Source organism: Rhizobium sophoriradicis, from assembly GCF_003939025.1.
Classification (GTDB): Bacteria; Pseudomonadota; Alphaproteobacteria; order Rhizobiales; family Rhizobiaceae; genus Rhizobium; species Rhizobium sophoriradicis.
This window is the reverse complement of record NZ_RQIH01000012.1, coordinates 139,485-152,613: the sequence shown is the minus strand read 5'-3', so window position 1 is coordinate 152,613 and position 13,129 is coordinate 139,485. Positions and strand designations below refer to the sequence as shown.

Here is a 13,129-nt window from a genome sequence, read left to right as displayed (position 1 = left end):
ATGGACAATACCATCCTCGAAATGCGGAGCATCACCAAGACGTTCCCGGGCGTCAAGGCGCTGGAGAACGTGAACCTCAAGGTTCGCCAGGGTGAGATCCACGCATTGGTGGGCGAAAACGGGGCCGGCAAATCGACCCTGATGAAAGTGCTCTCAGGCGTCTATCCGACAGGAAGCTATGAAGGCGACATCGTCTATGAAGGCGAGACGCGCCACTTCAAGGTCCTGAAGGATTCCGAAGAAATCGGCATCGTCATCATTCACCAGGAACTGGCGCTCGTGCCATTGCTGTCGATCGGCGAAAACATCTTCCTCGGCAACGAGAACGCCAAGAAGGGCGTCATCAGCTGGGAAGAGACGTATAACCGCACGAAGCAGCTGCTGCAGAAGGTGGGCCTGCGCGAATCCCCGAATACGCTGGTCACCGATATCGGCGTCGGCAAGCAGCAGCTCGTCGAGATCGCCAAGGCGCTGTCGAAGAGTGTGAAGCTGCTCATCCTCGACGAGCCCACAGCCTCGCTCAACGAGAAGGATTCCGACGCGCTGCTCAATCTGCTGATCGAGTTCCGCAATCAGGGCATCACCTCGATCATCATTTCCCACAAGCTGAACGAGATCCGCAAGGTCGCCGACCAGATCACGGTGCTGCGCGACGGCATGACCGTCAAGACGCTCGACTGTCACGCCGACGAGATCAGCGAAGACATCATCATCAAGAACATGGTGGGCCGCGACCTTGCCGACCGTTATCCGCCGCGCTCGGTGCCGATCGGCGAGACGATCTTCGAAGTGAAGAACTGGAACGCCTACCACCAGCATCACCGCGACCGCCAGGTGCTGCACAACATCAATGTCAATGTCCGCAAGGGCGAGGTTGTCGGCATTGCCGGCCTGATGGGCGCGGGCCGCACCGAATTCGCCATGAGTGTCTTCGGCAAGTCCTACGGGCACAAGATCAGCGGCGAGGTCTTCGTCGACGGCAAGGCCGTCGATGTCAGTACCGTGCGCAAGGCGATCGATGCAGGTCTTGCCTATGTCACCGAGGACCGCAAACAGCTTGGCCTCGTGCTCAACGACACGATCCTGCACAATACGACGCTCGCCAATCTCGACGGAATTTCGAACAACAGCGTCATCGACGACATCAAGGAGATGAAGGTCGCGACCGATTACCGGTCGAAGCTGCGCATTCGCTCGCACGGCATCTTCCAGGAAACGGTCAATCTTTCCGGCGGCAACCAGCAAAAGGTCGTGCTGTCGAAGTGGCTGTTCTCCGATCCCGAGATTTTGATCCTCGACGAGCCCACCCGCGGCATCGACGTTGGCGCAAAGTACGAGATTTATACTATCATCAACCAGCTTGCCGCCGATGGAAAGGGCGTTCTGATGATCTCATCGGAAATGCCCGAACTGCTTGGCACTTGTGACCGCATCTACGTGATGAACGAAGGACGCATCGTTGCCGAACTGCCGAAGGGAGAAGCAAGCCAGGAAACCATCATGCGCGCTATCATGCGCTCAGGGGAGAAGAGACAATGACTCCGGTCAACCCAGCAACCGAAGAAAGCAACGTCGTTTCGGTTGCCGACTACATCCGCGGCAACATTCGTGAATACGGCATGCTCATCGCGCTCGTCGCGATCATGGTATTCTTCCAGTTCTACACCGGCGGCATCCTCTTCAAGCCGGTTAATCTGACGAACCTGGTCCTGCAGAATTCGTTCATCGTCATCATGGCGCTCGGCATGCTGCTCGTCATCGTGGCGGGCCATATCGACCTTTCGGTCGGTTCGATCGTCGCCTTCGTCGGCGCGCTCGCGGCGATCTTCACCGTGACATGGGGCATGAATTTCTGGGTCGCCGGTCTGATTTGTCTTATCGTCGGCGGCATCATCGGCGCGGCGCAGGGCTATTTCATCGCCTATCACCGCATTCCGTCCTTCATCGTGACGCTCGCAGGCATGCTCGTCTTCCGCGGCCTGACGCTGACGGTGCTGAACGGCAAGAACATCGGCCCGTTCCCGAAGGAATTTCAGGTCATCAGCACCGGCTTCCTGCCGGGCGACATGATCGACGTCTTCGGCACGCCCGTCCAGTCGACCTCGCTGATCCTGACGGTGATCCTGCCGGTCATCCTCTTCTATCTCGCATGGCGCCGCCGCAGGGTGAACGAGAGCCACGGGATCGACGTCGAGCCGATGGGCTTCTTCATCGCCCAGAACCTGGTCGTTTCTGTCGCCATTCTGTGGCTCGGCTATCTCCTGTCCAGCTACAGGGGCCTGCCGAACGTTCTCGTCGTCATGCTGGTGCTGATCGCGATCTATGCTTTCGTCACCAAGCGCACGACGATCGGCCGCCGCATCTATGCCATGGGCGGCAATGAAAAGGCGACCAAGCTTTCGGGCATCAACACGCAGCGCCTCAGCTTCTACACCTTCGTCAACATGGGCGTGCTTGCGGGCCTTGCCGGCATGATCGTCGCTCTCCGCCTGAACTCGGCAACGCCGAAGGCCGGCGTCGGCTTCGAGCTTGACGTGATTGCGGCCTGCTTCATCGGCGGCGCCTCGGCATCCGGCGGCGTCGGCAAGATCACCGGCGCAGTCATCGGTGCGTTCATCATGGGCGTCATGAACAACGGCATGTCGATCGTCGGCCTCGGCATCGACTTCCAGCAGATGGTCAAGGGTGCGGTGCTTCTCGCCGCCGTGTTCTTCGACGTCTACAACAAGAACAAGGGCTGAGCGCTCAAAAGGCGCCAGCCCCGGCATTCGCAGTCATATGAATGATGGATTCCGGCTCCTGAGGGAGCCGGACAGGCGGAGCTTTTCTGTCTTCGCGGAAACGAGAAGGATCAAAGTCGTGCTTATTTCCCAGATCAAGGGTGCCAACGGAGAGATCGTCGTCGCCGTGCGCGAGCAGGGCGGCGCTGCGAGAACGGTCAACAACGCCGGCAGCGTCTATGCGCTGGCAATGGAAGCCGCCGACGGCGGCAAGTCGCTGGCCGCGGTCATCGAGGCGCATGGCTACGGCGATGCCGTCGATCTTGAGAAAGCCTATGCGGAAGGCCGCTTCCTGCCGCCGATCACCCATCCGGACGCCGCCCATCTGCATCTGACCGGCACGGGCCTCACGCATCTCGGCTCCGCCGCCACCCGCGATTCCATGCACAAGAAAACCACCGAGGCGGCCGAGGAAACGCTGACCGACTCGATGAAGATGTTCAAGATGGGTCTCGAGAACGGCAAGCCGAAAGCGGGCGAAAAGGGCGTGCAGCCGGAATGGTTCTACAAGGGCAACGGCTATGGCGCGGCTGCCCCCGGCGCACCGCTCGTCTCGCCCTCCTTTGCGCTCGACGGCGGTGAAGAGCCTGAAATGGCCGGCATCTACGTCATCGCCAAAGACGGAACACCGTTCCGGATCGGCTTTGCCCTGTCGAATGAGTTTTCCGACCACGTCACCGAGCGGATCAACTACCTCTTCCTCGCCCATTCGAAACTGCGCCCGGCCGCCTATGGTCCGGAAATCCGCATCGGTGCGGCCCCCGACGACATCCGTGGTACCTCACGCATCAAGCGCGGCGACAAGGTGATCTTCGAAAAGCCCTTCCTGTCGGGCGAGGCGAACATGTCTCACACCTTCGCCAATCTGGAATATCACCATTTCAAATACGGCCTCTTCCGGGTTCCGGGAGATGTCCATGTCCATATGTTCGGCACGGCGACGCTATCCTTCGCCGACGGTATCAAGACGGAAGAGGGCGACCTCTTCGAGATCGAAGTCGCCGAATTCGGCCTGCCGCTGCGCAATCCGCTGAAGGTAGCGGCCGAAGAAGAGATTTCCGTCAAGCAGCTCTGATTTTCGAGGCCGGGTCCGCGTCCGCGGCCGGGCCGTGTTTGTAAACGGTAAAGGAGGCTTGTTGAGCCCATGACCATTTATCAAAACCTGATCGCCGGCGAATGGGTCGGCACGAACGCGACGAAGAACATCAATCCGTCCGACACCAACGAAGTCGTCGGTCTCTATGCCGACGGCAGCGCCGAGGATACCAAGAACGCCATCGCCGCTGCCAAGGCCGCCTTTCCGGCCTGGTCGCGCTCGGGCATCTGGGAACGTCATGTCATCCTGAAGAAGACGGGCGACGAGATCATGGCGCGCAAGGACGAGCTCGGCGCGCTGCTCGCCCGCGAAGAAGGCAAGACCCTGCCGGAAGCCACCGGCGAAGTCATCCGTGCCTCGCAGATCTTCGAATTCTTCGCAGGCGAAGCCTTGCGGCTTGCCGGCGAGGTCATCCCGTCGGTGCGTCCGAACATCGGCGTCGAGATCACCCGCGAAGCGCTCGGCGTCATCGGCATCATCACGCCATGGAATTTCCCGATCGCCATTCCAGCCTGGAAGATCGCGCCGGCGCTCTGCTACGGCAACACCATCGTTTTCAAGCCGGCCGAGCTGGTGCCGGCCTGTTCCTGGGCGATCGTCGACATCCTCAACCGCGCCGGCCTGCCAAAGGGCGTCTTGAACCTCGTCATGGGCAAGGGCTCGGTCGTCGGCCAGGCGATGCTGGAAAGCCCTGACGTTGCCGGCATCACCTTTACCGGTTCGACCGGCACCGGCCGGCGCGTCGCCGCCGCCTCCATCGAGCATAACCGCAAGTTCCAGCTCGAGATGGGCGGCAAGAACCCGATGGTCGTGCTCGACGACGCCGACCTTTCCGTCGCCGTCGAAGCCGCCGCCAATTCCGGCTTCTTTTCGACCGGCCAGCGCTGCACCGCTTCCTCGCGCCTGATCGTTACCGAAGGCATTCACGACAAGTTCGTCGCCGCGTTGACCGAGAAGCTGAAGACGCTGGTCGTCGACAACGCTTTGAAGGCCGGCACCCATATCGGCCCTGTTGTCGACGAGCGGCAGCTGAAGACCGATACCGACTATATCGAGATCGGCAAAAAGGAAGGCGCCAAGCTCGCTTTCGGCGGCGAGGTCATTTCCCGCGAGACGCCCGGCTTCTACCTGCAGCCGACGCTGTTTACCGAAGCCACTAATCAGATGCGGATTTCGCGCGAGGAGATCTTCGGGCCCGTTGTCTCGGTAATCCGGGTCAAGGACTACGACGAGGCGCTGGCGACGGCCAACGACACGCCGTTCGGCCTTTCGGCCGGTATCGCCACGACCAGCCTGAAGCATGCGACGCATTTCAAGCGCAATGCCGAGGCCGGCATGGTCATGGTCAACCTGCCGACGGCGGGCGTCGACTTCCACGTGCCGTTCGGCGGCCGCAAGGGTTCGTCCTATGGTCCGCGCGAGCAGGGCAAGTATGCGAGCGAATTCTTTACCGTGGTCAAGACCGCCTACACGCTGGCTTGAGACATATCCGATGACCCGGGCTGTACGAATCGGCCCGGCAATTCACCTGAAGGACAGAGAAAATGAAAAAGAAAGCGGAATGGCCGCGCCGGCTGAGGTCGCAGGAATGGTACGGCGGCACGAGCCGCGACGTGATTTATCATCGCGGCTGGCTTAAGAACCAGGGTTATCCGCACGACCTGTTCGATGGCCGGCCGGTGATCGGCATCCTCAACACCTGGTCGGATATGACCCCGTGCAACGGTCATTTGAGAGAGCTCGCCGAGAAGGTGAAGGCGGGCGTCTGGGAAGCCGGCGGTTTCCCGCTCGAGGTGCCGGTATTCTCGGCCTCCGAAAACACCTTCCGCCCGACCGCGATGATGTACCGCAACCTCGCGGCGCTCGCGGTGGAAGAAGCGATCCGCGGCCAGCCGATGGATGGCTGCGTGCTCTTGGTCGGCTGCGATAAGACCACGCCGTCGCTGCTGATGGGTGCGGCCTCCTGCGACCTGCCGTCGATTGTCGTCACCGGCGGACCGATGCTGAACGGCTATTTCCGCGGCGAGCGCGTCGGCTCCGGCACCCATCTGTGGAAGTTCTCCGAGATGGTGAAGGCCGGCGAGATGACGCAGGCCGAGTTCCTCGAAGCCGAAGCTTCGATGAGCCGCTCGTCGGGCACCTGCAACACGATGGGCACCGCCTCGACGATGGCGTCGATGGCCGAAGCGCTCGGCATGGCGCTATCAGGCAATGCCGCGATCCCCGGCGTCGATTCCCGCCGCAAGGTGATGGCGCAGCTCACCGGCCGCCGCATCGTGCAGATGGTCAAGGACGACCTGAAGCCGTCCGAGATCATGACGAAGCAGGCTTTCGAAAACGCCATCCGCACCAATGCGGCGATCGGCGGATCGACCAATGCCGTTATCCACCTGCTCGCCATCGCCGGCCGTGTCGGCATCGATCTTTCGCTCGACGACTGGGACCGCTGCGGCCGCGACGTGCCGACCATCGTCAACCTGATGCCGTCGGGCAAATACCTGATGGAAGAATTCTTCTATGCCGGCGGCCTGCCTGTCGTGCTGAAGCGCCTCGGCGAAGCCGGGCTGCTGCACAAGGACGCGCTGACGGTCTCCGGCGAAACCGTCTGGGACGAGGTCAAGGACGTCGTCAACTGGAACGAAGACGTCATTCTGCCTGCCGAAAAGGCGCTGACCTCGTCGGGCGGCATCGTCGTGCTGCGCGGCAATCTCGCGCCAAAGGGCGCGGTGCTGAAGCCTTCGGCTGCCTCGCCGCATCTCCTGGTGCACAAGGGCAGGGCAGTCGTGTTCGAGGATATCGACGACTACAAGGCCAAGATCAACGACGACAATCTCGACATCGACGAGACCTGCGTCATGGTGATGAAGAATTGCGGGCCGAAGGGCTATCCCGGCATGGCCGAAGTCGGCAACATGGGACTGCCGCCGAAGGTGCTCAAGAAAGGCATCCTCGACATGGTGCGCATTTCAGACGCCCGCATGTCCGGAACGGCCTATGGCACCGTCGTGCTGCACACCTCTCCGGAAGCCGCAGTCGGCGGACCGCTTGCGGTCGTGAAGAACGGCGACATGATCGAACTGGATGTGCCGAACCGCCGTCTGCATCTCGACATATCAGATGAGGAACTGACGCGGCGGCTTGCCGAATGGCAGCCGAACCACGATCTGCCCACATCGGGCTATGCCTACCTGCACCAGCAGCATGTCGAAGGCGCCGATACCGGCGCCGACCTCGACTTCCTCAAGGGATGTCGCGGAAACGCGGTCGGCAAGGACAGCCACTGAGTAGGGACGCATCCGAAATTGGATCGTTGAAAAGGCGGGGTGAGAGCCCCGCCTTTTCCTTTGCCCTTGTTCAATACCGATATGGTATTATATCTTGTACAAGTGTACAGGAGATATGGTCATGTCCAAGGTCATCGGTGCGGCTGAATTTAAGGCGAAGTGCCTGAATCTGATCGATCAGATGCGGGACGACGATGAATCCATCGTCATCACCAAGCGGGGCAAACCGGTGGCGGTGCTTTCGCCGGCACCTGACACCGGCAGCCGCAAGAGCATCATCGGGGCGATGAAGGGCAGCGTTGTGCACTATGACGATCCGCTGTCTCCGGTCGTTGAACCGGAAGATTGGGACTCCCTCCGTTGATCGTCATCGATACGCATGTTCTCGTCTGGACAATGCAGGACGATGCCCGTCTTGGCGCGCAAGCCCGACGCATCATCGACGAGATGATTGGGAAAAGCCGGATCCTGGTGTCGGCGATCACACCCTGGGAAATCGCGATGCTGGTGCAGAAGGGGCGCCTGGCGCTTGGCGACGAAGTCGGGCGATGGGTCGACAGCGCGCTGTCTCTGCCCGGACTCCAGCTTGCGCCGATCGAGCCGTCCATCGCGGTAGACAGCGTCAGGCTGCCCGGCGAGTTTCATGCCGACCCCGCCGACCGCATCATCGTCGCCACGGCCCGTTTCCATCGTGTCCCGCTGCTTACAGCCGATCAGGCGATCCTCAGCTACGGTGCGCGCGGCCACCTGCAGGCTCTTGCTGCGGGCTAGCTGATCGGGACTTAGGCGCCATGCGGTGTTCATCCTTATTCGAAAGACGTGCAGATCGCAGGCCGTTTGCGGCGGAAGGCGCGACGCAGGCGGGTCGAAATGCGACCCGCTGCAGCCTGCTTTCCTTCATAAACACGTTCGATGGGCCAGGAACGCCCGCCGCTTGAGCGCAGCGGTTAAGTTTCCGGACGAGCCGAAGCTGGTTTGCAGCCTTCGCGGAGCCCTCAGCTCTGGCTCTGGCTTTGCATCTGCCCACTATCTTCCACCTTCACGGTGACCGACAGGGTTTCGCCCGGCGTGCCGATGCGCATGCCGGAGATCGGCGCGGCGTCGCGGTAGCAGAGGCCGGAGGCGATCCTGACGTAGCGGGCGTCCGGGCAGATCTCGTTGGCGGGATCGAAGCCGACCCAGCCGAGGCCGGGAATATGGGCCTCGGCCCAGGCATGGGTCGCCGCCTGTTCGATCTTTTCCTCCATCATCAGATAGCCGGAGACGTAACGGGCCGGGACGTGCAGGGCGCGGGCGGCGGAAACGAAGATGTGCGCATGGTCCTGGCAGACGCCGCTCTTCTTCTCCAGCGCCTGTTCGGCCGTCGTCGCGGCGTTGCTGGTGCCTGGCTTATAGTCGACAGTCTCATGGATTGCCGCCATCAGCGCATGCATGCGGGCAAGCTCGTTGTCGCCACCGACGCTCTTGACGAGTTCCTTGACCAGCTTGCCGCCCTTGGTCAGCGGCGTCTCGCGCAGGAAGAGCCAAAGCGGGCAGAAGCCGGTGTGCGGGCCGGTGACACCATTATTGTCCGCCGTCTCGATCTCGCCCTCGGCCAAGATGCGCGTCACGTGCTGCGCGCCTTCCAGCGAGACCAGATTGACGTGGTTGCCGTACTGGTCGTCATACTCCACCTCGGGTGTGGCGCCCTCGACGTTCAACGACCATCCGAGCACCTTCTGAGCAGCTGATGTCGGCGGCGTCAGCCTGAGGCGCTGCAGCGAGAACTGCGCCGGTTCGTCGTAGCGGTATTCGGTGAGGTGGCTGATCTTCAGTCTCATGGTCTGATCCGCTTAAACATAGAACCGGTAGCCGTCGGAAATTTCCGCGCCGAGCTGGTTGTTGCGCGAGACGAAATCCTCCAGGAATTCGTGCAGGCCCTGATCCATGATGTCGCGGATCGCCCGCGTCTGCAGCGTGGTGCGAATCGCATCGGCGGTATCGTGGGCAGGCAGCCGTGCCTCGTAATCCTGGGCGAGATAGCCGAGATTGCTGACGATCTTTTCGTAGCAATAGGCGAGCGAACGCGGCATCTGGACGTTCAGCGTCAGGAAGTCGGCAATGTTCATCGCGCGGTATTCGCCGTCATAGGCCCAGCTATAGGCGCGGTGGGCGGAGACCGAGCGCAGGATCGATTCCCACTGCACATTGTCGAGCGAGGAGCCGACCGCCGAGACCGAGGGCAGCAGCACGTAATATTTCACGTCGAGGATGCGGCTGGTATTATCGGCCCGCTCAATGAAGGTGCCGATGCGGGCAAAGTTATAGAGCTCATTGCGCAGCGTCGAACCGTGGAAGGCACCGCGGATCAGGCCGGCGCGGCGCTTGATGGCGTCGATCACCTCGGGCATCTCGGCCGGCTTGACGCGCTTTTCGAGCAGCGACTTCAGGTCGATCCAGCATTCGTTGGTCGCTTCCCAGGTCTCGCGCGTCAGCGCGGTGCGCACCATGCGGGCATTGTTGCGGCCGGACTCGATGCAGGACATGACGCTCGACGGATTGGCGCGATCGCGCAGGAGATAATCGATCGCATCGGCATTCGTCAGCTTCGCGTGGCCCTGGTCATAAGCCTCGCGCACGCCAGCACTTTGCAGCACGCCATCCCAGTTGTCGTCGCCGGCGCTGCTGCGGGTCAGTGACATGCGCAGTCCGGCGTCGACCAGGCGGGCGATATTTTCGGCGCGCTCGATGTATCGGAACATCCAGTAGAGGCCGTTTGCAGTTCTTCCGAGCATCAGTCCTCCAATACCCAGGTGTCTTTGGTGCCGCCGCCCTGGCTGGAATTGACCACCAGAGAGCCTTGTTTCAGCGCCACGCGGGTGAGCCCGCCCGGAATGATCTGAACTTTGTCGGAGACGAGCACATAGGGGCGCAGATCGACGTGGCGCGGCGCAATGCCCTTGTTGACGAGGATCGGTACGGTGGAGAGCGACAGCGTCGGCTGGGCGATGTAGTTGTTCGGCTTGGCTTTCAGTTTTTCGGCGAAATCGGCGCGCTCTTTCTTCGACGCCGTCGGTCCCACAAGCATGCCGTAGCCGCCGGAGCCGTGCACTTCCTTGACGACCAGCTCCTCCAGGTGCTCGAGCACGTATTTCAGGCTTGATGCTTCCGAGCAGCGCCAGGTCGGCACGTTTTCGAGCAGCGCCTTGCTGCCGGTGTAGAATTCGACGATCTCCGGCATGTAGGAATAGATCGCCTTGTCGTCGCAAATGCCGGTGCCGGGCGCGTTGGCAATGGTGATATTGCCGGAGCGGTAGACGTCCATGATGCCGGGGATGCCGAGCGCGGAATCGGCTCGGAAGGTCAGGGGATCGAGGAAGTCGTCGTCGACGCGGCGGTAGAGCACGTCGATGGCCTCGTAGCCGCGAGTCGTGCGCATTTTCACCTTGCCGTCGATGACGCGCAGATCAGAGCCCTCGACCAGTTCGACGCCCATCATGTCGGCGAGGAAGGAATGCTCGTAATAGGCCGAATTATAGATGCCGGGCGTCAGCACCGCGACGCGCGGCTTGCCGGTGCAGCCGGGAGGCGCAAGCGAAGCAAGACTCTGGCGCAGCAGATAGGGATAGTCTTCGACGCGCTGCACCTTGTTCTCATGGAAGAGTTCCGGGAACATCTGCATCATGGTTTCCCGGTTTTCCAGCATGTAGCTGACGCCGGAAGGGGTGCGGGCATTATCCTCCAGCACGTAGAACTGATCCTCGCCGGTGCGCACGATGTCGGTGCCGACGATATGGGTGTAGACGCCGCCGGGCGGACAGAAGCCGATCATCTCCGACAGGAAGGCGACATTGTGCTCGATCAGCTCGCGCGGGACGCGGCCGGCACGGATGATCTCCTGCTTATGGTAGATATCGTCGAGGAAGGCGTTGAGGGCGATCACCCGCTGCTCGATTCCCTGGGCGAGCTTGCGCCATTCGCGGGCGGAGATGATGCGGGGAATGATGTCGAAGGGGATGAGCTTTTCGGAACTGTCGGCGTGGCCGTAGACCGCGAAGGTGATGCCGGTCTTCCGGAAGATGTTTTCCGCATCGCGGGACTTGGCAATCAGATGCGACCGGTCTTGGCTATTGTACCACTCGAAATATTTTTCATAAGGCGGGCGAGGACTTTCGTCCCCGGTAATCATTTCGTCAAATGCCAAAGGTGCGGCTCCCCTTTTTTGTTCATTTGAATACAACGCAAATTGCAATGCAAGAACCATGCGCAGTTCGGGGAAAAGATTTTGCGCTGCGGGAAAAGGGGTGGGAAATCGGGTGTTCGAGGGGTGGGGCGTGGAGTGGCCGATGGTCTTGCCGTTGAGACCTGCGTGAAAAGTGAGCATGTGGTTGTTTTTAGTTCGACAGAGATCAGGGAGCATGGCCTCACCACACGCTCATTCCCGTGGCGAGCACAGGAGGGAGCAAGAGAAGATGCGACCTGTCTATTGTCGCTGGAGGATGCGGTGTGGATGCTCGGCTCAAGGCCGAGCAGGACGGAGGGTGGAGACGTGGATTCCAGGCTCAAGGCCTGGAATGACGGAGGGTGAGGGTTGCACTTGCGCCAAACTCGCCGTCGGCGCAGCGTACGAGGCCGGTCGCTGGTCGAAGGCGGCGCTATAACGGGCGGGATCACCGCCTGCGGTCCGAAACGTCAACGGCTCGTTTGGCGGCAACACCGCCAACCTCCGTCATTCCAGGCCTTGAGCCTGGAATCCATTCACCGCGCGTCCGCGTGAAGGGAGTCTCCCGCGCCCAAGGACTTGGGCGCACTGGATTCCTGTGACGAGCACAGGATGAGGTGGAGTGTGGGGGAGCGCCGGCGAATCCTCACTGCTGCAGCATGCTGGCGAGCTTCCGACAGGCTTGTTCGTCATGTTGAAAGTATCATCTTCCGGCCGGTCGGCGTCCTCACCATCAGCGAAATTTCAAATAAGCATCAACGCTTCGCCTTTGACTGCGACCGTCGGCTGCAGCTATCAGCACGGCGAACTCTTTTCCGCTGAGCAGCCCCATGTCCCTCGACCGCTTCGCCCCCGCCGTTTTCGTCCTGCTCTGGTCCACGGGCTGGGTGGTGGCGAAATATGCGGCGCTGCATTCCGAGCCTTTCACCTTCCTTTCAATACGTTACGCGCTGTCGGCCTTGGCGTTCCTCGCCTTTTGCCTGGTGACCAAAGCGCAATGGCCGAAAGGCCGGGCGACCTGGCTTCGCGCCATCTATTCCGGCTTCTTCCTCCACGGCTTTTATCTCGCCGGTCTGTGGTGGGCGATCGCCAATGGTGTGCCGGCCGGCATATCGGGGATCATCGCGGCGCTGCAGCCGTTGTTGACGGCGATGGCGGCTCCCTTCCTCGTCGGCGAGCGGTTGCAGCAGATGCAGAAGGTCGGCCTTGTCCTCGGCTTCATCGGCATTGCCATCGCCATTTCGCCGAAGTTCCTCGATCCGGCAACTGCCGATCTGAAGCATGCCGCGCTGCCGCTGGCGATCAACCTCCTCGCCATGGGGGCCGTCACCTACGGCACGCTCTACCAGAAGAAGCACCTGCAATCCGGCGATCTCAGGTCGATCGCGACGCTGCAATATGTCGGGGCATTGATTCTCACCCTGCCACTTTCGCTGATCTTCGAGCATCAACATTTCGATGGCACAACGCAGGCCTTTGCCGCGCTGATCTGGTCGGTCTTCGGACTGTCGATGGGCGGCGTCGGGCTGTTGCTTTATCTGATCCGCCGGGGGCAGGTCTCCCGTGCCGCCTCGCTGATCTATCTGATGCCGCCTGCCGTCGCGTTCGAAGCCTTCATCGCCTTCGGGGAACCGCTGACCGTGCCGCTGATTCTCGGCACGGTGATCGTGGTCGTCGGCGTCTATCTGACCAACCGCAAGGCGGTCGAACGCCGCCGGCCGGTGGAAGCCTAGAAGACAAAAAGCCGGGTTTCCCCGGCCTTTACACT

Annotated in this window: 11 protein-coding genes; 8 read left to right on the top strand and 3 right to left on the bottom strand. The window is 61.3% G+C overall.

Going from position 1 to position 13,129, the window contains the following annotated elements:
• The 7 genes from mmsA (at position 1) to EFR00_RS20980 (ending at position 7,931) form a co-directional block, all read left to right on the top strand.
• Complete coding sequence (gene mmsA, locus EFR00_RS21010; protein WP_077989943.1) at positions 1-1,539, top strand: multiple monosaccharide ABC transporter ATP-binding protein; 1,539 nt, start codon at positions 1-3, stop codon at positions 1,537-1,539.
• Positions 1,536-2,741, top strand: a complete 1,206-nt coding sequence (gene mmsB / locus EFR00_RS21005) for a multiple monosaccharide ABC transporter permease (RefSeq protein WP_038690640.1) — start codon at positions 1,536-1,538, stop codon at positions 2,739-2,741. Before mmsA ends, mmsB begins: the two co-directional genes overlap by 4 nt.
• 118 nt (positions 2,742-2,859) lie before the next feature.
• The gene (araD1, locus tag EFR00_RS21000) at positions 2,860-3,855 is read left to right on the top strand and encodes an AraD1 family protein (protein WP_077990041.1); all 996 of its coding nucleotides are present in this window, start codon (positions 2,860-2,862) and stop codon (positions 3,853-3,855) included.
• Positions 3,856-3,924: 69 nt separating this feature from the next.
• Positions 3,925-5,358: an aldehyde dehydrogenase family protein gene (locus EFR00_RS20995; RefSeq protein ID WP_038690636.1), complete on the top strand. Its 1,434-nt coding sequence runs from the start codon at positions 3,925-3,927 to the stop codon at positions 5,356-5,358.
• A 62-nt stretch (positions 5,359-5,420) separates the two neighbouring features.
• Positions 5,421-7,160, top strand: coding sequence for an L-arabinonate dehydratase (gene araD, locus EFR00_RS20990; protein WP_077989944.1), 1,740 nt, complete (start codon positions 5,421-5,423; stop codon positions 7,158-7,160).
• Between the two features lie 121 nt (positions 7,161-7,281).
• Positions 7,282-7,524 (top strand): type II toxin-antitoxin system Phd/YefM family antitoxin, encoded by a 243-nt coding sequence (locus EFR00_RS20985; protein WP_009983681.1) that lies wholly within the window; start codon positions 7,282-7,284, stop codon positions 7,522-7,524.
• Complete coding sequence (locus EFR00_RS20980; RefSeq protein WP_077989946.1) at positions 7,521-7,931, top strand: type II toxin-antitoxin system VapC family toxin; 411 nt, start codon at positions 7,521-7,523, stop codon at positions 7,929-7,931. Before EFR00_RS20985 ends, EFR00_RS20980 begins: the two co-directional genes overlap by 4 nt.
• 224 nt (positions 7,932-8,155) lie before the next feature.
• Here the strand turns inward: EFR00_RS20980 and EFR00_RS20975 are convergent, their stop codons facing one another.
• The 3 genes from EFR00_RS20975 to EFR00_RS20965 are packed head-to-tail and all read right to left on the bottom strand — an operon-like array spanning position 8,156 to position 11,343.
• The gene (locus tag EFR00_RS20975) at positions 8,156-8,980 is read right to left on the bottom strand and encodes a transglutaminase family protein (protein WP_077989947.1); all 825 of its coding nucleotides are present in this window, start codon (positions 8,978-8,980) and stop codon (positions 8,156-8,158) included.
• Positions 8,981-8,992: 12 nt separating this feature from the next.
• Entirely contained in the window at positions 8,993-9,934 is a 942-nt protein-coding gene (locus EFR00_RS20970) for an alpha-E domain-containing protein (protein ID WP_077989948.1), read from the bottom strand.
• Complete coding sequence (locus EFR00_RS20965; RefSeq protein WP_077989949.1) at positions 9,934-11,343, bottom strand: circularly permuted type 2 ATP-grasp protein; 1,410 nt, start codon at positions 11,341-11,343, stop codon at positions 9,934-9,936. Before EFR00_RS20965 ends, EFR00_RS20970 begins: the two co-directional genes overlap by 1 nt.
• 848 nt (positions 11,344-12,191) lie before the next feature.
• Here EFR00_RS20965 and EFR00_RS20955 point away from each other — a divergent pair.
• The gene (locus EFR00_RS20955) at positions 12,192-13,094 is read left to right on the top strand and encodes a DMT family transporter (protein WP_009987817.1); all 903 of its coding nucleotides are present in this window, start codon (positions 12,192-12,194) and stop codon (positions 13,092-13,094) included.
• Positions 13,095-13,129: the final 35 nt, after the last annotated feature.